Source organism: Paenibacillus yanchengensis (genome assembly GCF_042684845.1).
Lineage (GTDB): Bacteria > Bacillota > Bacilli > Paenibacillales > Paenibacillaceae > Pristimantibacillus > Pristimantibacillus yanchengensis.
Genome location: NZ_JBHUMH010000022.1, coordinates 53,656 through 79,973 on the forward strand (window position 1 = coordinate 53,656; position 26,318 = coordinate 79,973).

28 protein-coding genes are annotated in these 26,318 nt (G+C 38.7%); 20 read left to right on the forward strand and 8 right to left on the reverse strand.

The features are described from left to right. From ACFSTH_RS10760 to ACFSTH_RS10800, 9 genes are all read left to right on the forward strand, one after another. On the forward strand, positions 1-318 hold the full coding sequence (locus ACFSTH_RS10760) for a cytochrome C oxidase subunit IV family protein (RefSeq protein WP_377771128.1): 318 nt from the start codon (positions 1-3) through the stop codon (positions 316-318). A 70-nt stretch (positions 319-388) separates the two neighbouring features. After that, positions 389-1,294, forward strand: coding sequence for a cytochrome c oxidase assembly factor CtaG (gene ctaG, locus ACFSTH_RS10765; protein WP_377771130.1), 906 nt, complete (start codon positions 389-391; stop codon positions 1,292-1,294). Positions 1,295-1,372: 78 nt separating this feature from the next. Next, complete coding sequence (locus ACFSTH_RS10770) at positions 1,373-1,834, forward strand: DUF420 domain-containing protein (RefSeq protein WP_377771132.1); 462 nt, start codon at positions 1,373-1,375, stop codon at positions 1,832-1,834. 563 nt (positions 1,835-2,397) lie between these two features. Beyond that, the gene (locus tag ACFSTH_RS10775; protein ID WP_377771134.1) at positions 2,398-3,126 is read left to right on the forward strand and encodes a hypothetical protein; all 729 of its coding nucleotides are present in this window, start codon (positions 2,398-2,400) and stop codon (positions 3,124-3,126) included. A gap of 22 nt (positions 3,127-3,148) precedes the next feature. Beyond that, positions 3,149-3,535 (forward strand): GntR family transcriptional regulator, encoded by a 387-nt coding sequence (locus ACFSTH_RS10780; protein WP_377771136.1) that lies wholly within the window; start codon positions 3,149-3,151, stop codon positions 3,533-3,535. A gap of 14 nt (positions 3,536-3,549) precedes the next feature. Further along, a complete protein-coding gene (locus ACFSTH_RS10785; RefSeq protein ID WP_377771138.1) occupies positions 3,550-4,458 on the forward strand; it encodes an ABC transporter ATP-binding protein in 909 nt (302 codons plus the stop codon). 4 nt (positions 4,459-4,462) lie between these two features. Further along, a complete protein-coding gene (locus tag ACFSTH_RS10790; RefSeq protein ID WP_377771366.1) occupies positions 4,463-5,365 on the forward strand; it encodes an ABC transporter ATP-binding protein in 903 nt (300 codons plus the stop codon). Beyond that, the gene (locus ACFSTH_RS10795; protein WP_377771140.1) at positions 5,358-6,683 is read left to right on the forward strand and encodes an ABC transporter permease; all 1,326 of its coding nucleotides are present in this window, start codon (positions 5,358-5,360) and stop codon (positions 6,681-6,683) included. Before ACFSTH_RS10790 ends, ACFSTH_RS10795 begins: the two co-directional genes overlap by 8 nt. 11 nt (positions 6,684-6,694) lie before the next feature. Continuing rightward, positions 6,695-6,838 (forward strand): helix-turn-helix domain-containing protein, encoded by a 144-nt coding sequence (locus ACFSTH_RS10800; protein WP_377771142.1) that lies wholly within the window; start codon positions 6,695-6,697, stop codon positions 6,836-6,838. A 555-nt stretch (positions 6,839-7,393) separates the two neighbouring features. Here ACFSTH_RS10800 and ACFSTH_RS10805 read toward each other — a convergent pair. After that, positions 7,394-7,930 carry a TetR/AcrR family transcriptional regulator gene (locus ACFSTH_RS10805; protein ID WP_377771144.1) on the reverse strand — a complete coding sequence of 179 codons (537 nt, stop codon included), beginning with the start codon at positions 7,928-7,930 and terminating at the stop codon, positions 7,394-7,396. A gap of 165 nt (positions 7,931-8,095) precedes the next feature. On the opposite strand from ACFSTH_RS10805, the gene ACFSTH_RS10810 reads away from it, so the two are divergent. Then, positions 8,096-9,235 carry an FAD-dependent monooxygenase gene (locus ACFSTH_RS10810; RefSeq protein WP_377771146.1) on the forward strand — a complete coding sequence of 380 codons (1,140 nt, stop codon included), beginning with the start codon at positions 8,096-8,098 and terminating at the stop codon, positions 9,233-9,235. A 349-nt stretch (positions 9,236-9,584) separates the two neighbouring features. Here ACFSTH_RS10810 and ACFSTH_RS10815 read toward each other — a convergent pair whose 3' ends face one another. Further along, complete coding sequence (locus ACFSTH_RS10815; protein WP_377771148.1) at positions 9,585-9,767, reverse strand: IS66 family transposase; 183 nt, start codon at positions 9,765-9,767, stop codon at positions 9,585-9,587. Positions 9,768-9,876: 109 nt separating this feature from the next. Here ACFSTH_RS10815 and ACFSTH_RS10820 point away from each other — a divergent pair, with 109 nt between their 5' ends. Beyond that, the gene (locus ACFSTH_RS10820) at positions 9,877-12,000 is read left to right on the forward strand and encodes a glycoside hydrolase family 2 protein (protein WP_377771150.1); all 2,124 of its coding nucleotides are present in this window, start codon (positions 9,877-9,879) and stop codon (positions 11,998-12,000) included. 9 nt (positions 12,001-12,009) lie between these two features. Here ACFSTH_RS10820 and ACFSTH_RS10825 read toward each other — a convergent pair whose 3' ends face one another. Then, positions 12,010-12,903, reverse strand: a complete 894-nt coding sequence (locus ACFSTH_RS10825) for an AraC family transcriptional regulator (RefSeq protein WP_377771152.1) — start codon at positions 12,901-12,903, stop codon at positions 12,010-12,012. A gap of 173 nt (positions 12,904-13,076) precedes the next feature. Here ACFSTH_RS10825 and ACFSTH_RS10830 point away from each other — a divergent pair, with 173 nt between their 5' ends. Beyond that, positions 13,077-14,303, forward strand: a complete 1,227-nt coding sequence (locus ACFSTH_RS10830; RefSeq protein ID WP_377771154.1) for a TraB/GumN family protein — start codon at positions 13,077-13,079, stop codon at positions 14,301-14,303. Positions 14,304-14,772: 469 nt separating this feature from the next. Here ACFSTH_RS10830 and ACFSTH_RS10835 read toward each other — a convergent pair whose 3' ends face one another. Next, positions 14,773-15,018: a DUF1450 domain-containing protein gene (locus ACFSTH_RS10835; RefSeq protein ID WP_377771156.1), complete on the reverse strand. Its 246-nt coding sequence runs from the start codon at positions 15,016-15,018 to the stop codon at positions 14,773-14,775. 44 nt (positions 15,019-15,062) lie between these two features. Beyond that, the gene (gene murB / locus ACFSTH_RS10840) at positions 15,063-15,947 is read right to left on the reverse strand and encodes a UDP-N-acetylmuramate dehydrogenase (RefSeq protein ID WP_377771368.1); all 885 of its coding nucleotides are present in this window, start codon (positions 15,945-15,947) and stop codon (positions 15,063-15,065) included. 311 nt (positions 15,948-16,258) lie between these two features. Here murB and ACFSTH_RS10845 point away from each other — a divergent pair, with 311 nt between their 5' ends. Continuing rightward, complete coding sequence (locus ACFSTH_RS10845) at positions 16,259-16,534, forward strand: HesB/YadR/YfhF family protein (protein ID WP_377771158.1); 276 nt, start codon at positions 16,259-16,261, stop codon at positions 16,532-16,534. A gap of 100 nt (positions 16,535-16,634) precedes the next feature. After that, positions 16,635-17,414 carry a hypothetical protein gene (locus ACFSTH_RS10850; RefSeq protein WP_377771160.1) on the forward strand — a complete coding sequence of 260 codons (780 nt, stop codon included), beginning with the start codon at positions 16,635-16,637 and terminating at the stop codon, positions 17,412-17,414. 107 nt (positions 17,415-17,521) lie between these two features. On the opposite strand, the gene ACFSTH_RS10855 is transcribed toward ACFSTH_RS10850, so the two are convergent. Both ACFSTH_RS10855 and ACFSTH_RS10860 read right to left on the reverse strand, forming a co-directional pair. Further along, on the reverse strand, positions 17,522-17,761 hold the full coding sequence (locus ACFSTH_RS10855; protein WP_377771162.1) for an indolepyruvate ferredoxin oxidoreductase subunit alpha: 240 nt from the start codon (positions 17,759-17,761) through the stop codon (positions 17,522-17,524). 43 nt (positions 17,762-17,804) lie between these two features. Then, entirely contained in the window at positions 17,805-18,416 is a 612-nt protein-coding gene (locus tag ACFSTH_RS10860) for a superoxide dismutase (protein WP_377771164.1), read from the reverse strand. Between the two features lie 246 nt (positions 18,417-18,662). Here ACFSTH_RS10860 and ACFSTH_RS10865 point away from each other — a divergent pair, with 246 nt between their 5' ends. After that, the gene (locus ACFSTH_RS10865) at positions 18,663-19,328 is read left to right on the forward strand and encodes a helix-turn-helix transcriptional regulator (protein ID WP_377771166.1); all 666 of its coding nucleotides are present in this window, start codon (positions 18,663-18,665) and stop codon (positions 19,326-19,328) included. Positions 19,329-19,370: 42 nt separating this feature from the next. Here the strand turns inward: ACFSTH_RS10865 and ACFSTH_RS10870 are convergent, their stop codons facing one another. Next, positions 19,371-20,345 carry an NAD(P)/FAD-dependent oxidoreductase gene (locus ACFSTH_RS10870; protein ID WP_377771370.1) on the reverse strand — a complete coding sequence of 325 codons (975 nt, stop codon included), beginning with the start codon at positions 20,343-20,345 and terminating at the stop codon, positions 19,371-19,373. Between the two features lie 248 nt (positions 20,346-20,593). Here ACFSTH_RS10870 and ACFSTH_RS10875 point away from each other — a divergent pair, with 248 nt between their 5' ends. From ACFSTH_RS10875 to ACFSTH_RS10895, 5 genes are all read left to right on the forward strand, one after another. After that, the gene (locus tag ACFSTH_RS10875) at positions 20,594-21,355 is read left to right on the forward strand and encodes an SDR family oxidoreductase (protein ID WP_377771168.1); all 762 of its coding nucleotides are present in this window, start codon (positions 20,594-20,596) and stop codon (positions 21,353-21,355) included. A gap of 29 nt (positions 21,356-21,384) precedes the next feature. Next, a complete protein-coding gene (locus ACFSTH_RS10880) occupies positions 21,385-22,656 on the forward strand; it encodes a glucuronate isomerase (protein ID WP_377771170.1) in 1,272 nt (423 codons plus the stop codon). A gap of 881 nt (positions 22,657-23,537) precedes the next feature. After that, positions 23,538-24,509, forward strand: a complete 972-nt coding sequence (locus ACFSTH_RS10885; RefSeq protein ID WP_377771172.1) for an ABC transporter substrate-binding protein — start codon at positions 23,538-23,540, stop codon at positions 24,507-24,509. Positions 24,510-24,520: 11 nt separating this feature from the next. Beyond that, the gene (locus tag ACFSTH_RS10890) at positions 24,521-25,516 is read left to right on the forward strand and encodes a FecCD family ABC transporter permease (RefSeq protein ID WP_377793663.1); all 996 of its coding nucleotides are present in this window, start codon (positions 24,521-24,523) and stop codon (positions 25,514-25,516) included. 1 nt (position 25,517) lies between these two features. Then, positions 25,518-26,297, forward strand: a complete 780-nt coding sequence (locus tag ACFSTH_RS10895) for an ABC transporter ATP-binding protein (protein WP_377771176.1) — start codon at positions 25,518-25,520, stop codon at positions 26,295-26,297. The last annotated feature ends 21 nt before the right edge of the window (positions 26,298-26,318 follow it).

Genomic DNA, 26,318 nt, shown 5'->3' on the forward strand with positions numbered 1-26,318 from the left:
ATGTCAGAACAATCTGTTACGAACGGAAATAAAAAAGAACGTCCATATGTAGAAGGACCGAAAAAGCATATTGTCGCTTTTATTATGTCTGTCCTGCTTACATTAGTTGCCTTTGTTACAGTAGCAAGTGGAGGAATTAACAAAGACTTCACGTACATTATTATTATTGCTGCTGCGATATTGCAAGTGTTCATCCAATTGGCGTTCTGGATGCACCTGAAGGATCGTGGACACACATTTGCAATAATCGGTATTCTAGGTGGAGTATTCGTTGCTATATTGTGTGTTATAATGGCATTATCATGGGTATGGTGGTAATAGCCTAGAAGTAGGTTACTGAGAGGGTCCCATGGCTGGGCCCTCTTCTTTATAGAAAGGAGTCTTACATATGTTTGGCTTACAATATTTTAAATGGGATGAAGTATGGACACCACTTTTTTTGTTTGCAATAATTGCTATTAATATTTTGTATTTTTATATTATAGGTCCTTGGAAAGCAAAACATTATCCAGATGCTGAACCAGTTTCACCAGCGAAAAAGGTTATGTTTATAGCTGCTACACTTTTAATATATATTGCCCATGGTGGTCCTATTAATATATTGGGGCATATGATGTTTACGTTCCACATGATTAATATGGCTATTTCTTATTTAATTGTTCCGCCACTAGTTTTAGTGTCCGTTCCCGTATTTGTATGGAAACATATATTTGATCGACCATTTTGGCGTAGACTCCGGTTTTTGATGAATCCAATTGTTACGCTTTTAGCATTTAATCTATCTTTTTCTGTCTATCATTTACCATTTGTACACGATTATATTATGACTCACTTTACGATACATCGATTGTACTATGTGTTATTGTTTATTGCCGCACTGATGATGTGGTGGCAAGTGGTTGTTCCCGTAAAAGAATGGGCGAGACTAACCGATGTCAAACGAATGGCGTATGTATTTGCTAACGGAATGTTATTGACGCCAGCTTGTGCCTTAATTATATTTGCCAGTGAACCGTTATTTGCGACATATAGTGATCCGAATGTTTGGGTTATTGCGATGGGATATTGTGTTCCTGGAGATACAAGTTTTCTATTGGATGCATATGGTGGTCCGCAATTTTTTAATAAATTTGACGTCCTAGAAGATCAACAATTGGGCGGTATAGTAATGAAAATAGTTCAGGAGCTCATGTATGGTGTAATACTTGCTTTTATCTTTAGACAATGGTTCAAACGTGAGCATGCTGATGATGATATATTACCAGAAACAGCTTCTAACCCAAGTACAACTTAAAATGTTTGGATGATATAGTGAAAGAGTATTTTTATTTGAAATTGATAGCCTAATGGCTTATGGGGTGACAATAGTCAGATGAATAGTTTTAATTTACTTCCTACGATTAGTACTTTTTTTATCGTTTTAAGCGCGGTTTTAGTAGCTGTTGGCTGGCGATTAATATTGCAAGGGAAACGAGAACAACATCAAAAAGTGATGATCTACGCTGCAATAGCGGCAGTACTTTTCTTTATCGTGTATTTATCGCGTACGGTATTTCTCGGTAATACGCCGTGGAGTGGTCCAGCAAGTGTAAAACCATTCTACATCACGTTTTTACTATTTCATATTATACTGGCAACTGCTGCTGCGGTGTTCGGTATTACGACAATTACACTTGGCTACAAGAAAAAATATAGTCGTCATCGTAAGCTAGGTAGAATTACAGCGACGATCTGGTTTATTACTGCCATTACTGGTGTAGCTGTATACGCACTATTATATTTAATTTATCCTGGTGATGAAGTAGTTCCATTGTTAGATGCGATTTTTGGTTAGAAACACATTCTTCGACCTTCTTAAGTTAGTTGCTAACTTTGGGAGGTTTTTTTGTTTTATTGATTTAGTACATTCATAAAAATAAAAAGCTAAAATATTTAGGCTCTACCTTAAAATCAGTACTTGACGTGTGAAAGTTCAGATAGACTCTTACAGCTCGGACATTTACAGGAAGTAGGAAAGTAGGAAGCGATTTATACGATTTTTCACACAAGTTGCCTCCAAATTAACCCAATTGATGCCGATTGTACGAAAAATCGTACATAAAACTAGGCACGTCATTCAAAAAGCGATATTTTGTACGATTTATCGTATAAATTAGTCATTATTGCCTGGAAATGACCATTCTCTGTACGAAAAATCGTACAAAACGGTCTTCCATGCCGCGCTACCCAATCAACATCAGCACAGGTCAAGCGCTGATTTCGGTTTTGAGCCAAAATTTATTGACAAACGAGATTACTATGCATATACTGTGTATATCAATATATACAGTATATAGATTATGTATAGAGAAATGAAGCAAGTTGGTAGAGCTAATGGCAACGTGGGAGGGTGCTTGGATGAGTACGTGGCGTGGAGCATGGATGTTATTAAAACATGATATGAAATCTAGCGGCTCTAGTATTGTATTTATAATCGCTTTTTTACTTTACTTAACGCTTATGTTAGTACCGTTTTTAGTAGGGGCAATAAAAAATCAATCTAGTGACCAGTATAATTGGATCATTGACCTGTTATATATTACCGTTTTACTAACTTCGTTAAGTGCAGTTGGCGGAAGGTTGAAGTGGTTGGGATGGCTTACTACACCTTTCTCTGAAAAGATAGTAGTTTGGAGAACGTTACCGATTACGAGCGAGCAAATAACAGTATTTCGAATCATGCAGCTATTTATAGTTGCTTTTAGTTCACAGCTTGTATTTTATATGATACTAGTTGCTGCCATGATTATAATGAAAGTCGAAGTGGTCTTTTTACAGCTGTTTCTTTTCGCTTGCTTTTGGTTTTGTATTGGTTTGATGATTAACTTTGTAACGATCTATTTAGAGTTAGTAAAAAGTGCAAAAGTGTATTCTATTGGTTTTTATGGATTTGCGATTGTCCAAGTTGTCGTTATTCTAGTGTTAGGCATTGTGAGAAAAAGTAGTTTAGTATTAACGACGTTAGCGTTACCGACAAGGGAACTTTGGATATATAGCACAGTTGCTTTGATTGTATTGAGCGCTATTTACTTGTTAGGCTGGCAAATGATTTCTCGAAAAATGCGTGAACGTAGTTTTATTGTTTGATAAGAAAGTAGGTGTGACGTTCGTGCGACTTCCGATTCACATTAATGAACAAAGCGCTGAACCGCTATATTATCAAATTACGGTACAACTTCGAGCATTAATATTAAGTGGACAATTAGTAGCCGGAGAGCAGTTACCGTCGATAAGAGAGCTGGCACAAGCAGTGAAATGTAGTGTCATTACGATTAAACGTGTCTATAACGATTTGGAAAATGAAGGATTAATTAGAACGAGGCAAGGTACAGGAACGTTTGTTAGTGATGTTTCGACAGCTAAAAAAGATGAACAGCGATTAGCAACTGTAGAAATAGCATTAGACGATCTGATGAGACAAGCAGAACAAGTGCAAGTAACGAAAGACGAATTACAGCAGTTGTTTCATCAAAAACTGGATCAATTCTATACGTAAGAGGAGAATAAACAATGGATGAGCAAGCAATAGTTTCGATGGAAGAAGTAACATATGTACGAGATGGCTTTGTGCTTGGACCGTTAAATATATCGATTCCAAAAGGTTATGTGACCGCCGTCGTTGGACCAAATGGCAGTGGTAAAAGTACTTTATTTCAAATGTTACTCGGCTTATGTAACCCTTCGACAGGGCAAATTACACTAGATGGTCAGTTGTTAACGAATGAGTGTAAGGAACAGTACAAACAAGAGATAGGTTACTTGCCAGAGTTGCCGTGGGCACATGAGTCTTATATGCGTGGCAAGGAAAAAGTATCCTTTTACAAAAGTGTATTTTCGAATTGGAACAGCACGTATTATGAACAGTTGCGAGAGAAGCTGCAAATTGATGATCAATTGCGATTAGATAAAATGTCCAAAGGGATGCGCCGAAAATTAGATTTTATTATAGCGCTTGCGCATGAGCCGAATTTGCTATTACTGGATGAACCGTCCAGTGGACTCGACCCGTTAGCATGGAAAGAGATGATTGAAATATTACATCAATATATGGAGCAGGAAGAGCGAAGTATCGTTATTAGCAGTCATATTGTAGAAGAAGTTCGCCGTTTGGCAGATTATATATTATTTGTTCATCAAGGAAAAATAGTAGGTTTTTTTGAAAAAGATGAACTGTTTAATAAGTGGTGTGCGTATATCATATTCGACAGAGAAATTAGTGAGCAGCAGTTATACGGATTGCCGGGCGTACGTAAAATAGAAATTGAACGAGGTGGTACTTACACTATTGTAACAAGCGAGGCACTAGCGGTAGAGCAATGGTTACAGGAGCAACGACTGCAGTCTGTCACAAGAACGGCATTAGATTTAGATGAAATTTTGTTTTATTTAATACAACCACAAAAATCGCAAGAGGTGTGAAATGATGAATCCGTTAAAAGTAGAACAAGTAAGTAAGCAGTACGGAGATTATACAGCGGTCAACAATATTAATTTTGAAGTAGCAAGTGGTGAGATTTATGGGCTGCTAGGAGCGAATGGAGCAGGGAAAACGACGACGATGCGGATGGTACTAGGACTTATCTATCCCGATCAAGGAAAAATATTATACAATGGTAAACCTTTTGACAACAAAAACTTGCAATTACTTGGTTACTTGCCAGAAGAAAGAGGTCTTTATCCAAAAATTACAGTTAGTGATCAAATTATTTATTTGGCACAATTACGGGGCATGGCTAAGGCCGATGCAACGGCAAATTTGAAGCAGTGGTTAGATCGGTTTGAAGTGCCGGAGTATTATAATAAGCGTGTAGAAGAGCTATCCAAAGGTAATCAACAAAAAATTCAATTTATTGCTGCGATTATTCATCGACCAAAAATTGTTATATTGGATGAAGCGTTCAGTGGATTGGACCCTGTCAACGTAGAATTGCTGAAATCAACGGTTAAAGAATTACGTGATGATGGTACATCGATTTTATTTTCTACCCACCGAATGGAGCATGTCGAAGAACTTTGTCGGAATATTACAATATTACATCGCTCTAATACAGTGTTGAAGGGAAACATTCGAGAAATCAAAAAACAGTTTCCACGTGAAAAAGTAATTTTGAACACGATAGGAAATGTAGAAGGGCTAGAGCAAATAGCCGGAGTAACCAAAGTAAATCGTAATGAGCAAGGCTATGAATTGTATATTGCTAATGAGCAAACGGCTGGATTAGTACTGCGTCATGCGATGGAGCAAACAGATATTTTGAAATTTGAAATTAAAGAGCCAACATTAAACGAAATCTTTATTAAAACGGTAGGTGAGCGCCATGAATAGTTTTTGGACAATTGTCGGATTTACAGTTCGTAATAAAATAAAAGCAAAATCTTTTAAAATAACGACGTTAATTATTGCTATTGTGTTGTCGATAGGAATAAATCTGCCGTATATATTTACACAATTTAATATAGGTGGATCAGGTGGAGCAGAACAAACGGCAGTAGGCTACATTCAAATGAGCGATGCAGATCTTGGAACAACAACTGGGAAGAAGCTAGAGCAGCATTTTGCAGCAATCGAAGATGGTTCGTTAGTAGTACGAGGATATGAAAGTAAAGGGTCAGCAGAATCAGATGAACAACAATTGCGAGCGGCAATTGCTTCAGGAGAAATTGAAGGATACTTACTATTCGGCGAACTCGATGATAGCGGATTTCCGAAGATGACTTATAAGAGCGAAGCGATGTTGGAATTCCAAGTACAAAGTAATATTGAATCGGCATTAAAAAATATTCGTCAGCAAGATATCTTGAAAGATGCTGGTTTGACGGAAGAACAAGTTACTTTGCTTAATGCTCCTATTTCCATTGAGACGATTCAAATTTCGGCTTCTGGCGGTGGATTAGGTACAGTTGGTGAAGGAAAAACGGCAGGTCAGCAAGGAATTAATATGTGGATTGTCTATGGTATGATTATATTGTTATTTATGGCGGTAATGATTTCTGGTAATATGATCGCTTCGGAAATTACAGCTGAAAAAAGCTCTCGTGTCATGGAAATATTGATTACAAGTGTGGCACCACTCAAACAAATGTTTGGCAAAATATTCAGTATGTTTCTAGTTGTTATTATTCAGTTAGCGGTATATGTAGCAGTTTTCATAGCTAATCTAAGTTTGCCGCATAACCAAGAAATAATGAAGCAATTGAATTTGAATTTTGATACGGTAGATCCAATGCTGCTTGGATACTCCTTGTTGTTCTTCTTAACTGGCTTTTTCTTATTCGCAACGATGTTCGCTGCGGTAGGATCAATCGTTAGTCGAACCGAAGACCTCGGGCAAGCGGTTATGCCGATCACATTAATATCATTAGCCGGTTTCTATATTGCTATCTTTAGCATCTCGTCACCGGACAGCATGATGGTTAACGTTACGTCGTATATTCCATTTTTCTCACCATTTGTTATGCTACTGCGATTAGGTCTAACCGATCCACCAGCATGGCAAGTATTAACCTCCATCGGAATACTACTCGTTACGATCTACATCTCCGTTTGGATAAGTGCAAAAATTTATCGAACAGGTGTCTTGATGTACGGTAAACGCCCAAGCTGGAAAGAAATTCGCAAAGCGATGAAAGCTTATAAGGTGTAGAGATAAAAGATGTGTATGGAGTAAATATTCGAAGTTTAAGAAAACGAGTTGGTCTAACTCAAATCGAGTTCTCCAAGAAAATTGGTGTTTCGCAAGGAACTTTAAGTGATATAGAATTAGGAAACTGTACCCCTTCTGTAGAAGTCGATTCATGAACCATATGGAGTAACTTTAAATTGGCTTCTTAAGGGCATAGAGCAAGAACGAGTAACCAATTTAGAGTTAGACGCTTGTTAAGTATTGCGAAATGAACTTTTAGATGTAGTAAGGATTCTTCCAGAAAAGACACTGTTAGAAGTACTAAATTACGTAAAGAATAAATTAAAAAATGAATAATAATGTAAGAATTGCGGCCCATGATTCCTTTAATAAGGTGAATCATGGGTTTTTCATTGAGAGGATGCTGCCATGCATGAGTGGAGAGAACACGTTAAATAACAACCAGAAGTGGAACAAAATGTTTGTCTCAGGAATGGCGCTTGGGGAGGTTTAGCATATGCGTTTGATACGAGACATGGAGTAACAACAATTGTTGATGTTCCTTTAATAGGTTTGGACTAGATTCATCCAATAAATTGCCCCAAATTAGGATTATTCCTAAAATCATAACAGACGACTAAGGGTAACCGTTAGTCGAAAACTTCGTCTCGAGCTGTGGCTAGAATCAAGATTCACTCTCTTTCCAAGAAGACAACATTTTTTTCATAACTTTACAAATGAAAGTTATCAAATACTTTGTAAATTTCTTCGGTTTCCGTTTTTATATTATTTTCAAGACACCAAAAAATCACATTTATTACCGCGCCCGTATGAGCTTCAGTCAATAGATCTAGCATTATTGAGTCATTTGGCAAAGAGTGTTTAATAGCCAGATGCCCCCGTAATCCACCACGTAGTTCTTCTTTAATTATTCCTCGTAACGAGTCTCTTTCTTCTGATAGAACTTGCATAAAAAGATTTTTATGATTATTTGCGAAGATTAAGCCCTGTTTAAACATATCTCTGGGGGACAAGTCATCTTTGCTTATAATCACTTCTTGACTGGAGAGCTCTCTGAACGCCTCTGAAAGTAAGTGATATTTATCCATAAAATATTTATAAAAGGTAGCTCTATTTACCATAGCGTGCTCACAAATTTGTTTGACTGTTATACTTTCAAATGAATGATTGTTGATTATTTCTAAGATTGCCTTATACAGAAGTGTCCTAGTTCGTCTAACACGTAAGTCCTCTTTTTCGCTATTCATTCACAATCCACCCTTCACGTAGATAACAATACAAATTAACTAATATGTATCATTTAACAACATTTTAAGATTATTATCGGTTGTTATCCAATACTATACAAAATATAATTTAGCTACAAATACAATATAAGTATACATATGTTTATTAAAAGAAGGGTGATTATTATGAAAAAAGTATTAATTGTAGGACTCGGAATAGCAGGTATGTCTGCAGCAATTAGTTTAAAAAACATAGGATGGGAACCTGTAATTATTGAAAGAGCTTCTGAACGTAGACGTGGTGGTTACTTTATTGGTTTATTTCCAGAAGGTATAAAAGCAGCTCAAAAGTTAGGGTCATATGAAGAAATCAAAATAAGAACACCAGATGACTCTATAGAAAATTTCGAGATGAATAAAAAAGGAAAAATGAAGAGGGGTATTTCATTCTCAGACCAACCTGGCAACCCGCAATCAACGCTTAGAGGAGATATTGAAGAGGGATTATGGCAAACTGTTGATCAGTCCATAAAAATTATTTATAGCACTGTACCCATTGAGATTAAACAAAAAGACCAAGTCGTAAACGTAAAATTAAAGAATATATTAACAGATGTAGTTCAAACAGAGTCATATGATTTAGTTATTGGTGCTGATGGATTGCGTTCAACAGTACGATCATTAGTATTCGGTTCTCACGATAAATACATGAAATCTCTAAATACGATGATAGTCGCATTTCAAATGAAAAAAGATTTGCCTGTCCTAATAAATCAGCAAAGTATTACTTTAGTTGAGAAAAATCGTTCTGTATGGTTTTTTGGTTTGAAAGATACAAATCCTACGGTGTTATTCACTTATCGGACAAAAGATATTGATTCACAATTCATATATCCGATTAAAGATGTATTGAAGGATAAATATAAAGGAATGACTGGAGAAAACTTTGTTAACCATGCTTTAAGTGAACTTGAAAAAGCTGAAAATCCATTAACTGATTCTGTGCATCAAGTGATAATGCCCAAATGGAGTAAGGGGAATGTAGTAATGTTAGGTGATTCAGCATGGTGTTTAACTTTATACTCTGGAATGGGTGCGAGTGCTGGAATGATGGGTGCAAATGTATTAGGAGAAAAACTATCTCAATCTCCAGAAGATATACAGACAGCATTAGAAAACTATGAGTCTGAATTAAGACCGTTTATAAATAAACATCAAAAGTTAGCTTTCCTAAAATCACAATTCTTCGTGCCCTCAAATCTCTTCTACGGATTTTTACGCAGTAGGATAATAAAAATGAAAGCTAAGCAAAAGTTCAAAAATTAAAAAATGAAGCCAGTGCAGCTTTAAAATATATTTGAATTAATTTTCACATTAACGTCTCTCGTACCTTACCGAAAAATTTACTGGGACAAGCCATTGCTTACAGCCTTAATCAATGGCAAAAGCTGACTGCTTTTTTTCCTCACCGCTAGGTGTGGGCAATTTGACGCTCACCTTCCTAACACAACACTAGACGAATAGGCTAGGCTTGATGCCTTATTACAATGGTCAGATACCTTACCCACCTCCTGCAAAAGTACCTCACAAAAAGGTTAGTGTTCTAACGACTTCCGAAAGCAGTTCTGGGTCGTGCCAGTATGCCCTTTTCTCGATCCCTTTTGTGCTTGTCGCTTCACGTAACGTTCTTCTGCTGTGTAGATGATAATTTTCGCTCGATGGCATATAGCTGGTTGCAGTAAGCCATTCTCTCACTAGCCAGCGTCGGCTTGTCATGACTAGGTGGTGCGCCTTTGATTGTTTCATCATATTTGTGTCTGGCATGTGCCCAGCAGCCAACTAGCGTTGCTCCTTTCACCTTATGCTAGCCTGCACAACCATCTACCTGTAAATAACCTTGAAACGTAGCAAGAAATCGCTTCGGATGTTCGTCACCTCGGGTACGATTTTGAAGCAAGAGTACTTTAGTGGGCGATAGCGCTATTTGTGGAAATTTAATAAAATATAGTCCATCATCTTCCGACTTTTATGAATGGGCGATTGGCGGTTTCCTTTCTATAATGAAAGAAAATAACAATTTATATGAGAGGAAGATGATGATGGCTAGACAAATCGTACCATTAGATGGAGAATGGTTGTTCCAAGCGGATATGGCGAATGAGGGAAATGAGCAAGAGTGGTATAAGCATGGACTAACGGATGGGCAGCAAGTGCGAATTCCTCATACGTGGAATATACAAGAAGGTTTAGAAGATTACCGAGGTACGGGCTGGTATAGTTATTCTTTTACAGTTCCTGAAGATTGGCAAGACAAACTTGTTCGAGTGCAATTCGATGCGGTTTATCGAGATACTATCATTTGGCTTAACGGTCAGAAGGTATTAGAGCATAACGGCTCTGGCTACACCCCATTTTTGATAGATATTACTCCTTTCTTAAATAATGCAGCAACGCAGTTGCTTGTTGTATCTGTAAATAATGAAAATAGCGCTACCGCATTGCCTATGAATAATACATTTGATTGGGCAGATGATGGCGGTATTTATCGGGGAGTATCTTTTATCGTAACTGGTCAATATGCCATTGATTATGCTAAGCTTTCTGCTGCACCACTATTTGAAAAAAATGAACGCAACGCTAACTCTGGTGTATTATCGGGGACAGTTCACTTGTGGAATAATCCATTATTGGATGGCGATAGCACTACTAATTTCCGCTTGAACGTTACGGTAGAAAAAGATGGACAAGTAGTGAAGGAGCAAGTAGTAGAGCAGGCTGTGACAGCTAAAGAAGGCATAATAACACTTTCGGAGTTAACGGTAGATAAACTAGATTTATGGCATTTTGACCACCCTCATTTGTATTCCGTTCGTCTTACACTATTTGTAGGTGAAGTGGAGCAAGCGGTTGATGAACTCGTCGTAAACGTTGGCTTTCGGGAAATAAAAGCAGTTGGTAATCAGTTGTTACTTAATCGTGAGCCGGTTCGTTTGATGGGTGTAGAATGGATGCCAGGTTCTCATCCAGAGCGTGGCATGGCAGAGACGGAAGAACAATTGTTTGAAATGCTAACCCATATTAAACATGCAAACTGTGTCATTACAAGATTCCACTGGCAACAAGATAGTAAATTATTGGATTGGTGTGACCGTAATGGATTACTAGTACAAGAGGAAATACCTCATTGGGCACAACCGTTTGATCCAGGCGATGAGACATTAGCACTTGCTACAAAACATGCGGAAGCCATGATTGCTAGACATTATAATCATCCGAGTATTTTTGCATGGGGAATGGGTAATGAAGTGAATGCACAATCTCCGATTACAGTACGCTACTTTGAACGATTAAAATTGGTAATCGAGCAATTAGATCATACACGGTCGATTAACTATGTATCTAATAGCGTTCATGAAAATCCAGCAGCAGATGCATCAGGTGTAGGCGATATGATTATGTGGAACGATTATATTGGCACATGGCATGGTGATTTGGATCGTACAGCAGAGATCAAACAAATTGTAGCTGCCTATCCTGATAAACCGTTAGTAATATCTGAGTTTGGATTGTGTGAACCGAAGTTTACAGGTGGAGACGAACGTCGTGAACAAATATTAATTGAAAATACGCTCGAATATCGTAAACATAAAAGTATTGCTGTGTTGTACTATTTTAGCCTAAATGATTATCGTACACAGATGGGGGAAGAAGGAGTAGGGCGATTCTGCCAACGGGTCCATGGTTCAATGGATATGTATGGAAATGCGAAGCCTTCCTACTATGCACTTCGTACTTTAGGATCACCAGTAGAGCTAACAGCAGTTTACAATGCAGTGACTGAGGGGCTGGAGCTAACGGTAACGGTACGGAATGATATTCCGAACTATGCTATTGATGGTTACAGAATAAGCTTGGAAAATGAGCAAGGAGACAATGCAGAAGTGATACTGCCAGCACTATCTCCAGGACAATCTTATATGATTACTAATCCAGCAATTAGTGTCGAGCGATGGGAAGAAATTTCGTTTCAGATCGTTCGCCCTACCGGGTTTTCAGTAATCGATGGTCGACTAGGTGACTATAAACAATAATAGATCCTATTAACCTTTTGGGATGTTTCGATAATATGTCGGCGAGCATCCCATTATTTTTTTGAATAATCTGGAGAAGTAGTATGGATCATGTATTCCTACGGAGTTGGCAATCTCTTTTATACTTAAATTAGTTAAAGCTAACAATTGGCTAGCACGTTGTATTTTTAGACGTAAGTAAAATTCAATTGGTGGAGTACCTGTTTCCTGGTTGAACATATAGATCAGATGTTGTTTGGATAATCCAATATGATCCGCAAGTTGAGTAAGCGAAAGTGATCGATCTAGTTGTGTCATCATATAGCGGACAGCTTGATCGAAATAATGAGCATGTTGACTGTTACTATTATCATTCGTTAGTGCTAGTCCGACATGGCTGATCAAGTGACGAATACATTGTGATACATAAATATGACTTGCCATCGCATATGGTTTCTCTGTTAACAATGTATAGCATTGTTCTATCTCTTCTATCCATCTTTGATGTAGGTTGGTGGAAAAAGTAAGAGGTTGACTAGTTAATGCGTACGTCTGCATCAGTTCCATTGCATGTGTACCTTGTATGTGCATCCAATAAATACTCCAAGGATTATCATTTACAGCTCCATAACGATGCGGTGTTCCTGCTGGAATAACGATCAGTTGTCGGGGTTTAATAGTCGTTTTCGGTTGATTGTCAAATTCTAACCATCCCTCGCCATCCGCACAATAAATAAGGATATGTTCCTCACATCCACTTAGCCGTTCTCGCAAATGAGCTTTCGCCTCGGGAAAACAGCCGATATCGCTAATATAGCATTGTTTTGTTAATTCGTTCTTTTGTAGCTCTTGCAATATATAATCAGGTTGTACATAAATTTTATCTGGATCAAATGCTGGAGAAGTATGATTGGAGTTGGTCATTTTTCTATCTCCTCATCTCAAAAGGGTATCATCTGATTTTATTGTACCGCTTTATTATTTTATCTCAAATAGTTAAATGGCTCTAGTTATGAAACAGATCATGAAATAATAGCAACCTATTGGTCTATTAACCGTATGTAATATAGATTATTTAAATAAGGGAGATATGACATATGAATCATTGGAAGAAGAAACTATTATCACTGACGGTTGCACTAGCATTGTTAACAACAGCGTTACCGGTTGCGGCAGCCGCAGCACCATCTGCTACTTCTATTAAAATTAACAACGAAAAAGTAGAATATTCAACTGGTGCTCCAATTATAGAGCGAAATACGACTTATGTACCGTTACGTTCGACGCTCGAAGCGATGGATGCAAAACTAGCAACTGCTAATAATGATACGATTGTAGCTGTTGTAGATGGCAAAAAAATAACGCTCAAAAGCAAGCTAAAACGTGTAAATGGTGTAACTTATGCACCAATTCGTGTTGTCGGTGATGCTACAGGATATGATGTTCGCTGGGATCAAGCTACTCGTACTGTGTTGTTAGTGTCCAAAGGAAATAGTACAGAAACTGCAAAAAGTGTTGGACGCGGATTTATGTGGGAAGTGGAAAATGGCAAAACAACCGTTTATTTAGTAGGATCTATGCATCTAGCTGACGATAGTTTTTATCCACTGCGTGCAGAGTATGAGGAAGCTTTTAAAGAAGCGGATTATTTGGGAGTAGAAATAGATATTAGTAAAGCGGCTGATGAAGAGCAGCAAAACTTGATGGTAGATATGGGAATGTACCAAGATGGTACAACGTTAAAAGATCATATTTCAGCAGATACGTACAAAAAGTTAGGTGTTCTTCTTAAAGAGAATGGAATGGAAGCAAATGCGTTGGATGCATTCAAACCGTGGATAGTGGAAACGACTTTAAGTAGTTTAAAATCAACAGAAGCAGGTTTTGATGCAGCAGCAGGTGTTGATTTGTACTTTATTCAAAAAGCGCTGGAACGCAAAATGCCTATTATAGAGCTAGAGTCATATGAATCGCAACTTGGAATGTTTGCTGGATTTTCGAAAGAACTGCAAGAAGAAACATTACTAAGTGCGATTGAAAACTTTGATGTTATAGATCAAAGCGTAAAAGAGATGGCGAACATGTGGGTTAGTGGTGATGAGGAACAGTTGTTAGAGTTAACTAATAGTATGTCTGGCAATGAAGAATACAATAAAGCGATGCTGATTGACCGTAATATCGAGATGGCTAAGAAGATTGATGGCTATTTGAATAGCGGAAAAGAAGAAGAGTACTTTATTGTCGTAGGTGCAGCACATTATTTGGGTGAGCATGGCATTATAAAACTGTTACAAGATAAAGGGTACAGCGTTTCCCGTAAATAACAAAGTCAGCCCAAAAAAGAACCTTATATACCAGTATTCCAACAATTTGCAATAAATAATTGATGCAAAAGTTCTTCATTTAGTGTAATCTGATATTGAGTCATGATGAATCCCTCCATTGAATGTCGTCTCGACAACTTCATTCTAAAGGAAATAATTCATCATGGCTCTTCTTATTTTCTTCCAGATGCNATAAGGGTCTGCCTCCGTCCTTTTGTACGAAATATCGTATAAAGCTTCGTCTACAGCGGTCAGCCCACGCCCTTTTGTACGAAATATCGTATAAAGCTTCGTCTACAAGGGTCTGCCTCCGTCCTTTTATACGAAATATCGTATAAAGCTTCGTCTACACGGTCTGCCCACGCCCTTTTGTACGAAATATCGTATAAAGCTTCGTCTACAGCGTTCTGCCCATGCCCTTTTATACGAAATATCGTATAAAGCTTCAGCTACAACGGTTTGCCCATATTCAATACTGATCCAATTCGGCAATAATTGCTTGTTCTATTTGGCGAATCGACTCTTCAGCTGTCTTTCCATGTACTTTCTGTCCATTGACGAGTGCATAGGGTCTTGTTTGACAAAGGCGGCATTCGTTCAAACATTCCATTGCAATAACTGCTATGTCTGGATACTTTTTCTCTAATGCTTCTAGTTCATCTAAATTTAGTGCATTGCGATTACATTTTTCTACGATTACTATTCCAAGCCCCATTGTTTTCACCTCGAACCTATACAATCATCATCGATGGAATTCTATTATTGTTGCAAAGAATCATCACGGAGATCGCCAATTATTTTCACTTCTGTTTCTAGCCGTACTTGGTAATTGTTCCATACTGTTTGTTTGACATGTTCAATTAATTGTAAATAATCGGTTGATGTAGCCTGATCGACGTTGACAATAAATCCGGCATGCTTGGTCGATACTTCCGCTCCGCCGATACGTGTTCCCATTAGTCCACTATCCGAAATGAGTTTACCGGCAAACATATTAGGTGGTCGTTTGAAAACACTGCCGCAGGATGGATATTCCAAAGGTTGTTTTTGTTCACGAAGCATCGTATTTTCATCCATCTTGCTTTGAATAGCGGTAAGTTCAGCTTTTTGTAATTCAAATACTGCTTCTAGTACGGTGTAATGCTGCTGTTCAAAGATGCTGGAACGATAGCTAAAGTTGAATTGGGTATGATCCAGTACAAGTAGCTGTCCCGATGAATCTAATACTGTAGCTTCTTTCAATACGAAGGAAACTTCTCCACCGTATGCCCCAGCGTTCATCATCAATGCACCACCGACGCTACCAGGAATGCCACAAGCAAACTCTAGCCCGCTCAAATGATGGTCTCTTGCCAGACGGGAGACTTGAATAATACTAGCACCGCTTTGTGCTGTAATAATCGTATTGTCTACTTGAATGTGGTCAAGTTTATTCATATTCATGACAATACCACGGATGCCGCTATCACGTACGATAACATTTGTTCCGTAGCCAAGTGTAGTTATTGGTAAATGTAATTGTTTGGCTGCTGTAACGATTTGTTGTACTTCTTCAAACGTTGTTGGTTGAACGAATAGATCAGCTGCGCCACCCGTACGAGTAAATGTATGCCGTGCCATTAGTTCACAGCTTTTAATATCCATAGCAGGGCAAAGTTGTTGTAAGCTGTTTCGCAATAATTCTGTGCTCAGAGGGGGTGCCTCCTTTCTATACTTTAAAAAAGAAACCCATTTATTCTAATATATTTACAAGATACATCAAAAGTGAAGAACCAGCAAATCATTTCACAAATGTTTTTTAAATTTAGCGTTAATGTGATGAATCATTGACAAATGAGAGTACATTCATCATAATTTATATACATAGATGTATAATAATATATATAAATGAAGTAATTCAAAAATAACTGATTAGTCAGTGCATAGGATATATGCATGACAAGGAGGGAAACATCATGAAACTTACGGTAACAGATGCAGCAGTACAATGCTTTTTGAAAGAGTGGTCCATCGAGCAAGGAGATCATGTTCGTATTTTTGTACGATATAGTGGTGGCGGAGAAGACGCGTTCGCACTTGGAATTATGAAAGATGATCCGGAGCAAATAGCACTCGAGTATGTTGCAGGCGGCATTCACTTTTTTATAGCTGATAACGATGCCTGGTTTCTCGATGGCCAAAATTTATTAATCGACAGTGAGCAGAATGAAATAAAATTGCTTCGCAATTAACAGCTTTATATTACCAATAGTATGAAAAATATGAAGTATCTATTATAATTATAGTAGGAAACTGAAACAACTAAATGATTTGTTCTGGAGGAGATCGAAATTGTTGCAGCAAGTGATGGAAGCGATAGAATATCCAAATCGTCGTCTCAAAATTATTCAAATTAGCGGAGCAAAAGGTGTAGATTATACCGTTTCGGAGTTAACTGCAATATTGCTGCATAGCCAGTATCATATCGGAGAGTACAAATATGTAGCGGGTAGTCTCGAACAATCGATAACGTTTAATGGACAATCTGTACCGAGTGCTGATTTGGAGCCGTTTGTTGCACAAGTGCAAGCAGCTGTTTCTAAGCTAGACCTTGGAGCGGAGTGGACGGACGAATGGATGAGCAGCGCAGTAGCTTTGCAATATTTTGCAAGAGAATCATGTCCAGATTTTGTCATTTGGCATACTAACTTTGGTGGGCAAATAGAAAAAATAGCGTTGCAAATTAATGAATCAATCTATCCTGTTTTAACTATTGTTACAGATTTACCGAAAGCGGAGCTAGCGCAATATGCTGCCGCTGTACGTCCAGGAGTGTCGTTGTTGAGTGGTGTCAAACAAAAAGAGACGATTGCTCACCTAGATGCGCTTACCGCAGCAGTGAGAAGTAATCATTACGCGCTTAATCGGGATTATCGACATCGGACAGCGATATCGATGACGAATGATTTGTTATTGCACTTTGAAGGTCCTTATCGCACATTGGAGTTTATCCGCGTTGCTTCTGGTGAGGAAAAAGATATGTGGACAACGACGATAGCGATCATGGCAGCAGAGCTATTGCGACAAAGTTATGCTGTTTTAATGGAAGATGATTGGCATCAAGCGCGTTAGGTAAATATAAATAGTAAAAAGATAAAGGGTAGCTTCCCAGAAGCTACCCTTTATCTTTTAGTTACTTGCTTGGAATCTTACAACAATTCGTCGATGATTGCTAAGAGCTATAGGGACTTGAAAAAGTCTTCCGTTTTTTTGACATAACTTTTGTATACGTCTGGAAGATCTTCTTCATAGAAGATTGCACCTACAGGACAAGCTGCTTCACAAGCTCCGCAGTCTATGCAAAGGTCTGGATCAATAAAATATTGATCACTGCCTTCTATAATGCAATCAACCGGACAAACATCAACGCAGTCTACTGCTTTCTCGTCGATGCATGGCTCCGTAATTACGAATGGCATAATGTTTTACACCTCACTATATGAAAGCTATTGGATAACACTACTATTTTACCGCAGCTTCGTAGCGTTTGCCAACCTCGTCCCAATTAACTACATTCCAGAATGCAGCAATATAATCAGGGCGTTTGTTTTGATATTTTAAATAGTAAGCATGCTCCCAAACATCAAGACCTAGAAGAGGAGTTTCACCTTCCATAATTGGGCTATCTTGGTTAGGTAGTGAAGCAACTTTTAGTTTGCCGTTAGCTACAGATAGAAACGCCCAACCGCTACCGAAACGAGTAGTAGCTGCTTTAGCAAAATCTGCTTTAAATGTTTCGAATCCGCCAAGCTCGCTATCAATTGCTGCCGCTAGTGCGCCAGTTGGAGCGCCACCTGCGTTTGGTCCGATTGTTTCCCAGAATAGGCTATGGTTAGCATGTCCACCGCCATTGTTACGAACTGCTGTACGAATTGCTTCAGGTACACGGTCAAGATCAGCGATAAGCTCTTCTACAGACAAGCTTTGTAGTTCAGGTGCTGATTCTAGAGCTGCATTCAGGTTAGTAACGTAAGTATTATGATGACGATCGTGGTGAATCATCATTGTTTGTTCGTCGATATGTGGTTCAAGCGCGTTATTTGCGTATGGTAGTGCTGGTAATTGATGTGACATTGTACATTCCTCCAAAGTTTTTATTTAGTATTACTACTTAATCATACTTTAATTCATCAACTTATTCAACATTTCTGTATAATTAATATATTATTCGTTTTTGAATGTAAGTATGGTAAAATATTTATGTATGCATAGATACTATATATAATACTATAAAAAAGGTTTAATATATAATTTCCAGCACATAAACGTGTGGAACATGGTATGATAGTTGGTAAGACAGAAGTCAGGATGGTGATGAACATGGCAATGACCGAACCAGGCGAACAACAACAACTCCCAACGCGGGAAGTAATTCTCCATTTGTTAAAAACTAAGGGAGCAATGAGCACAAAAGAATTGACGGAAGAGCTGGGGATTACGATCATGGCAGTACGTCGCCATATTCAATCACTAGAGCGTGACCAATTAATAACGTCAAAAGTATTGCGCCAATCGATGGGAAGACCTACAGCGGTCTATGAATTGACTGGACAGGCGAATGGATTCTTTCCTAATAAGTATCCTACGTTAACGTTAGAGTTATTACAAGAGCTGGAAGAAAGCTTTGGTCCAGATGCCATTAATCAGTTATTTGAGGGAAGAAAAGATAAACTAATTAGTAAGTACGATGCGTTGATGCAAGGAAAAGAGATGAGCGAACGAGTTGCCATCCTTGCCCAAATTCAAAATGACAATGGATATATGGTCGAATTAGAACAATTGAACGAACAAGAATTTTTGTTGAAGGAACACAATTGCCCTATCGAGCAAGTAGCTACGAAGTATAAAAATGCTTGTCACTGTGAATTACAAATGTTTCGCTCTTTATTAGAAGATGCCGATATTAGTCGCCGAGAATGTTTGGCTGATGGTGGTAATCGTTGCACTTATTCTATCAAATCGAAACAGAAGCCTAGTGCTCACTGATGTGGCACTGGCTTCTGTTTTTTTAACATTTATAATGCTTTATTACAATTTCATATTACTACTATGACCTGGTGCAAGGCGAGCAGATGGATCGATGTATACTTTCGCATTATTGACCGCAGTCGGAGCTTCACCAAAACCAACGGCAATCAATTTCACTTTGCCAGGATACGTTGTAATATCTCCCGCAGCAAAAATACCCGGAATGTTCGTTTCCATACGAGAATCGACCACGACGGAACCTTTCTCAACTTCCAGACCCCATTCTGTAATAGGACCAAGTGTAGAAACGAAACCGAAGTTAATGATAAGCGCATCACATGCTATATGTTTGGTTTCGTCTGATTTATCATAAGTAACGGTAATGCCTGTAATGCGGGCTTCTTGTTCATCGCTATGCAACTGTGTAATTTCTGCTGGCGTAACAATTTGGACTGTAGAGTTTTTCAGTTGCTCTACACTATGCTCATGCGCTCTAAATTTATCACGGCGATGAATAATCGTCACTTGTTTCGCAATTGGCTCTAACATTAGCGCCCAATCTACAGCAGAATCGCCTCCACCGTTAATGATGACATGCTGACCTGCAAACTGTTGCAAATCAGTGATGAAGTAATGTAGATTGCTCTTCTCAAAGCGCTCTGCACCTTCAATCGTTAGTTTACGTGGGGCAAAAGCGCCGATACCCGCTGTAATAATAACCGATCTAGCTAGATGGACTTGCTTGTCCGTAATTACTTCAAAGTGACGCTCGTCCACTTTAATAACTTGCTCTACTTTCTCTTCCAAATGTATGCCAACAGGGAACAAACTCATTTGCTCCACTAGATTGTTCGTTAACTCTGCTGCTGTAATGCGTGGAAATCCTGCAATATCATAAATATATTTTTCAGGATATAGAGCAATCGGTTGACCGCCTAGTTGCGGCATACTGTCAATAATTTTGGCACTTGCTTGACGCATACCGGCATAGAATGCTGCGAACATACCAGCTGGCCCGCCCCCGATAATAAGCATATCTGTAAATGAATCATTTTGTGCTGTAGTCAAGTTGTTCTCTCCTTCTCTTTCAACATATATTATAGTATAATGTATAAAAATTTGGATTGCTATATATATTTTTTGGCTGATCGGTGACAAGAATAATCTTGTTTTTGTGTAGCTAGTTATTTGGTAATTTGCAAAAGGCTATTGATAATTGATCCTTTATTAGCTATAGTTAGATTAATAAATAACAACGTTGTTAATCGAATGGAGGAATTGTAATGTTTCGTTTGGATGATACAGTCTCGGTCGTTATTGGTGGAAATGGTGTTTTAGGTGGAGCAATGTCGGAAGCGCTTGCGGAAGCAGGTTCTAAAGTCGCGATAGTTGGGCGAAATATGGACAAAGCGAATCAAGTCGTTGCTACGATTGAAGCTGCTGGTGGTGTGGCGAAAGCTTTTCAAGCGGATGCGGCAAACAAAGAGCAATTGCAACAAATGATGGAAGAAGTATTAGCATGGGGTGGTCGGGTAGATACGCTTATTAATGCGTCAGGTGTTAATAGCTCTACGCCGTTTTTTGAATTGGAAATGGATGAATGGGATCATATTATGGATACGAACTTGAAGAGTGTCGTTTTGGCATGTCAATTGTTCGCTAAACAAATGATTAAGCAAGGTGCGGGCGGTTCGATTATTAATATTTCTTCTGTATCTTCTGATCCTCCGTTGTCGCGTGTGTTTACTTATTCAGCATCCAAAGCTGGCGTAAATAATATTACGCAGTTTTTAGCTCGTGAATTTGCACAGGATGGTGTACGTGTTAACGCTATAATTCCAGGCTTTTTCCCAGCGGAGCAAAACAAAAAGATTTTATCGCCTGATCGTGTAAAAGCGATTATGCGCCATACTCCGATGAATCGTTTTGGAGAGCCAAGTGAATTAAAGGGAGCAACTGTATTTTTGGCATCGCAGCAAGCATCGTCCTTCGTTACCGGCTCGTTTATACGAGTAGATGGTGGCTATGGAGCAATGACTATTTAATAAATGTGAGAGTAGAAGGAGACTTGTTTATGACAAATGCAGCAGCTTTACCGTTCGATCAAGTACGAGAGAAGACGATGCAACTTGCTTACCAAACACCAGTAACAGATATGCACACCCATCTCTATGCTCCAGCATTTGATGAGTTATTGCTTTGGGGAGTAGATGAGCTGTTGACCTATCATTATTTGATATCAGAAGCATTTCGTTGGTCGGATGAGCCTTATGAACAGTTTTGGTCATGGACTAAAAAAGAACAAGCGGATTGGATTTGGAAAAAATTATTTATCGATCATTCACCTGTAAGCGAAGCGGCGACTGGTTTCTTAACGATTTTACACCGTTTGGGGATTGATACTACAGCACGGAATTTGGATGAAATTCGCGCTGCTTTTTCTAATATTACGACGGAGCAGCAAGTAGATCGAGTAATGGAAGTAAGTAAAGTACGCAAAATTGTAATGACAAACGATCCGTTTGATCCTTTGGAGCGCCCAGTATGGGACACAAATCAAGGGAAAGCGGATCAGCGATTTTATGCTGCACTGCGAGTCGATAATTTGTTAAATAATTGGCAGCAAGCGGTACAGGATTTGCAAATGCTTGGTTATGATGTAACTGCTGAATGGACGGAAAAAACAAAAGCGGAAGTTCGGCGTTTTCTGGTCGAATGGATCGAGAAGATAGATGCATTGTATTTGGCAGTTTCGATGACGGGTGATTTTGCTTATCCTGCGGATGATCATCGTAGTCGGATGGTGGATGAAGTGATGGTTCCTGTCTGCCAGCAAAAATCGATTCCTTTTGCTTTGATGATTGGTGTCAAACGCCGTGTTAACCCTGGTTTGCAGCTAGCGGGAGATATGAGTATGCACTCTGACGTATCTGCTGTAGAGGCACTGTGCCGTAATTACCCGGATCAAAAGTTTCTTATTACGATGCTAGCGAGAGAAAATCAGCATGAATTAGCTGTACTAGCTCGAAAATTCCGCAACTTAATGGTATTCGGTTGTTGGTGGTTTTTGCATATTGAATCGATGGTAGAAGAAATGACTCGTTTCCGGATGGAACTGCTCGGTACAGCAATGATTCCGCAACATTCCGATTGCCGTGTATTCGAACAATTAATTTATAAATGGGAACATTCCCGTACGATTATCGGTAACGTCTTAGCGGATAAGTATGAAAAACTACACAGAAGCGGCTGGGCAGTATCAGAGGCTGACATTAGTCGTGACTTAGATGATATGTTAAATCGAAATTTCTGGAATTTTATAGGATGTCCGGAAGAAGCAAACTAATTACTTACTCGTTTTCATGGCGTATCCCCATCACTCAGTGCGGCTGGTCAGTTGAATCAACATACAAGAGATTGTGCACATAACACAACAACAGATAGTTTGTATGATAAATCGTATAACCGGTAATAGAAAGACGATTGAAATGCAAGCTTTGTATGATCAATCTTATAAATGGTCATGGGAAGACCCTTGGAATACAAGCTTTGTACGATTTATCGTATAAAAACTTACAATCGTGATCTTAGCCCATCATCTACTGAAAATAGCAGGCAACCGCCTCGCTGCATTCCTTCGAAACAAACAAAAAAAGTTGAACAGAAAAAATTATCTTTTCTTGCTCAACTTTTTTTGTTTTGGGGACTTATTGGACAGCTGGGCTGTAAGTATAATTCCAAATGCTTATTAAAATAGAAGAACAAGGGTAACTATAAGTACGAATATTAGTGGACGGACAACTGCAACTGTACGTATAGATAAAATTTTTACTGTAACTGTAACTGTAACTGTAACTGTAACAGCAAGCAAAACTATATTTGAATCTGCATCTGGGTCTACATGAACATCTAATCCGCCACTGACAACGTTAAGTGTGCGGTAAGTGTCACTGAGCGAATGGGATACGGAATAAAAGGTTTAGTAGGAAACAGTTAAGCTTGCACATAATCATAAAATATGGAAATAGATGATTTCTACAGTTTAAAAAGTAGAAATCATCTTTTTTGTTCTTTTTCAATGATATTTAGCAACATATTTACAGTGAATGTGACAAATAGAGAAATAATGTTTGACTTTAGATAACGATTATCATTATACTGTTAATGATAATCGTTATCACATATTTAAAAATACAAACAGCACTTATATTTTCGGAGGGGTTATTGGTGAGAAAAAGTTTATTAGCTATGTTGATAGCTATCGTAATGGTATTGTCTGCATGTGCAGAGCAACCGGCAAAGAAGGAAGAAAATCCGGCAGCTAGTCCAGAAACAAGTGAAGCTACAGCAGCGGTTAGTGATGGTGTAGATGATGCAAGAGTGCAAGAAATTTTGGCGCAATTCCCAGAATCAATTAGTGAGCGAGTAGCAACGACATCGGTACCAGTTGCAGAGATGTTGCATTTGCTTGGGATCACACCTGTAGGTGTTCCTACGTCTACAAATCCGATTCCGGCTGCGTTTGATCAAGTGGAACGTATTGGTTCGCCGATGCAGCCCGATTTGGAAGTAGTAACGGCGCTAAAGTCTGATCTGCTTATTGGAGCAGAATCACTGCGCAGTACGCTAGAGAAAACGTTAGAAGGTATTGAATTGCAAACAAGTTATTTACCAACCGATTCCTTTGCAGATTTGAAGCTTAGCTTTAAGGTGCTAGGTACATATTTCAACAAGCAAGAAGAAATGAACACTAAATTACAATCGATCACGGATAAAGAAGTAGAACTACAAAAGTTGACAGAAGGAAAAGAACTTCCTTCCGTAATGTTAGTGATCGGAACGGCTGAGTCGTTTATGGTAATGAGTGAGAAATCTTATTTGGGTAGTCTTGTTGGGAAACTTGGAGCGGATAATATAGCTACATCAGCGCTCAAAGTAACGGATACTTATTCTCCAATTAATATGGAGAACATTGTAGCGGCTGATCCAGATATTATTCTCGTACTTGCTTCTGGCGATCATGGAGCAACAGCAGATAAATTTAACAAAGAAATTGAGAAAAACGAAGTTTGGACGAAATTATCTGCTTATCAAAACAAAAAAATTCATATGTTGGATTATAGTACATTCGGTGTTACATCTATTATAAACGTAGAAAAAGCGTTGACAGATATTTCTCAATTTTTTATAGATAAGTGAAGGTGAAGGCAGTGCAAACAGTGAAGAAGTCCAGAGGATGGATGATTGTACTTTTAACGGCGGCACTTGTTATATTGATTGCAATCATCGCTATTGGACTTGGTAGTGTGAGAGTACCTATTCCGGAAATTTTAAAAACATTGTTTGGTTATGCGAATGATGATATGTACCATACAATAATTCTTGATATTCGATTACCACGAGTCATACTTGCTATTATTGTTGGTGCTAATATCGCAATCTCTGGAGCACTGTTGCAAGCTGTTATGGGCAATCCGCTAGCAGACCCTGGTTTAACCGGGGTTACTAGCGGTGCTTCTGCAATGGTACTACTTATTATGCTGGCGGCTCCACAGTATACGGGGCTTATACCAATAGCAGCATTCATAGGTGGCGTTATCGCTGCCGCTATTGTTTATAGTTTAGCGTGGCGTAAAACAGGTATTTCTCCGATTACGATTATATTGTCGGGAGTTGCAGTCAATGCGATTTGTGGCGGTGTTATTGGCTACTTATCTTTGATGTACAGCGATCGTTTGCCAACGGCAGTACAGTGGATGAATGGTAGCTTGGCTGCCAAAGGTAATAATGCTCTATATATGATTTTACCGTACGCCTTAATCGGCTGGGTATTATCTATTCTGGCGATTCGGAAAGCGAACATTATTCGACTTGGTGATCAAGTTGCATCTAATTTAGGTGAAAATGTGAATAGAATTCGGATATGGTTGTCATTGTTAGCTGTATTTTTGGCTGCTATTTCTGTAGCGGCTATCGGGATGATTGGTTTCGTCGGTTTAATTGTGCCTCATATGGCAAGGTTGATGGTTGGTTCTAATTATAAGTTTATGTTGCCAATGAGTATGGTGCTAGGCGCACTTGTGTTGTTAATAGCTGATACAGGTGGTCGAACGTTGTTTGCTCCACTTGATATTCCATCTGGTATTTTGATGGCGGCTATCGGCGGTCCGTACTTTTTATATTTGATGCGCAGGAGGTCATTCTGACATGTTTACTGTGGACTCGGTTTCTATTCGTTATGAGAAAAAGTGTGTCATTAATAATTTTTCTTTTTCGGTTTCTCAAGGGGAAATTGTCTCTATTATCGGTCCGAACGGATCTGGTAAGTCTACGCTTCTAAAAGCAATGTCACGAACGTTACCTTGTGAAGCAGGTCGAATTGTACTGGAAGGCAAAAATATGAAAGAAATGAATGCCAAAGAAGTTGCCCGTACGATGTGTATGCTTAGCCAAAAAAATAATGCTCCAAGTGATATGACGGTCGTGGATTTAGTTTCATACGGTCGTTTTCCGCATAAAAAGTGGTACGAAAAGTTGAACAAAGAAGATATGGAAATTGTCGAGTGGGCACTTGAAAAAACATCGTTGTCAGCATACCGTGATCGTTCGATTGGCGGATTGTCCGGTGGTGAGTCGCAGCGGGCTTGGATTGCTATGGCGCTTGCGCAGCGACCGAAGGTATTATTGCTTGATGAGCCAACGACATATTTAGATATATCGCATCAGCATGAAGTTTTGGAATTGGTACGGGAGTTAAATAAAGAAATGGGCATGACGGTAGTTATGGTACTGCATGATTTGAACCAAGCTGCTACGTATAGCGATCGCATTATCGTTGTGCAAGGCGGAGAAAATTGTATGTGCGGTACTCCAAATCAAGTGATGACTTCTTCCATGATTAAGCAAGTTTATCGCATGGATGCTGAAATACAGCAGCAGGCAGAGGGGCAAGCACCACGGGTTCATTTGCTAGGTACTGTTAAGTAATAATAATTGTGTTTTTATTGT

Coding starts and splice junctions, on each gene's coding strand:
- ACFSTH_RS10805 (WP_377771144.1), bottom strand. CDS start 7,930: ATGAATAGCGAAAAAGAGGACTTACGTGTTAGACGAACTAGGACACTT.
- ACFSTH_RS10795 (WP_377771140.1), top strand. CDS start 5,358: ATGAATAGTTTTTGGACAATTGTCGGATTTACAGTTCGTAATAAAATA.
- murB (WP_377771368.1), bottom strand. CDS start 15,947: ATGGATATTAAAAGCTGTGAACTAATGGCACGGCATACATTTACTCGT.
- ACFSTH_RS10810 (WP_377771146.1), top strand. CDS start 8,096: ATGAAAAAAGTATTAATTGTAGGACTCGGAATAGCAGGTATGTCTGCA.
- ACFSTH_RS10870 (WP_377771370.1), bottom strand. CDS start 20,345: ATGCTTATTATCGGGGGCGGGCCAGCTGGTATGTTCGCAGCATTCTAT.
- ACFSTH_RS10790 (WP_377771366.1), top strand. CDS start 4,463: ATGAATCCGTTAAAAGTAGAACAAGTAAGTAAGCAGTACGGAGATTAT.
- ACFSTH_RS10775 (WP_377771134.1), top strand. CDS start 2,398: ATGAGTACGTGGCGTGGAGCATGGATGTTATTAAAACATGATATGAAA.
- ctaG (WP_377771130.1), top strand. CDS start 389: ATGTTTGGCTTACAATATTTTAAATGGGATGAAGTATGGACACCACTT.
- ACFSTH_RS10865 (WP_377771166.1), top strand. CDS start 18,663: ATGGCAATGACCGAACCAGGCGAACAACAACAACTCCCAACGCGGGAA.
- ACFSTH_RS10895 (WP_377771176.1), top strand. CDS start 25,518: ATGTTTACTGTGGACTCGGTTTCTATTCGTTATGAGAAAAAGTGTGTC.
- ACFSTH_RS10785 (WP_377771138.1), top strand. CDS start 3,550: ATGGATGAGCAAGCAATAGTTTCGATGGAAGAAGTAACATATGTACGA.
- ACFSTH_RS10855 (WP_377771162.1), bottom strand. CDS start 17,761: ATGCCATTCGTAATTACGGAGCCATGCATCGACGAGAAAGCAGTAGAC.
- ACFSTH_RS10760 (WP_377771128.1), top strand. CDS start 1: ATGTCAGAACAATCTGTTACGAACGGAAATAAAAAAGAACGTCCATAT.
- ACFSTH_RS10770 (WP_377771132.1), top strand. CDS start 1,373: ATGAATAGTTTTAATTTACTTCCTACGATTAGTACTTTTTTTATCGTT.
- ACFSTH_RS10875 (WP_377771168.1), top strand. CDS start 20,594: ATGTTTCGTTTGGATGATACAGTCTCGGTCGTTATTGGTGGAAATGGT.
- ACFSTH_RS10860 (WP_377771164.1), bottom strand. CDS start 18,416: ATGTCACATCAATTACCAGCACTACCATACGCAAATAACGCGCTTGAA.
- ACFSTH_RS10880 (WP_377771170.1), top strand. CDS start 21,385: ATGACAAATGCAGCAGCTTTACCGTTCGATCAAGTACGAGAGAAGACG.
- ACFSTH_RS10825 (WP_377771152.1), bottom strand. CDS start 12,903: ATGACCAACTCCAATCATACTTCTCCAGCATTTGATCCAGATAAAATT.
- ACFSTH_RS10845 (WP_377771158.1), top strand. CDS start 16,259: ATGAAACTTACGGTAACAGATGCAGCAGTACAATGCTTTTTGAAAGAG.
- ACFSTH_RS10835 (WP_377771156.1), bottom strand. CDS start 15,018: ATGGGGCTTGGAATAGTAATCGTAGAAAAATGTAATCGCAATGCACTA.
- ACFSTH_RS10830 (WP_377771154.1), top strand. CDS start 13,077: ATGAATCATTGGAAGAAGAAACTATTATCACTGACGGTTGCACTAGCA.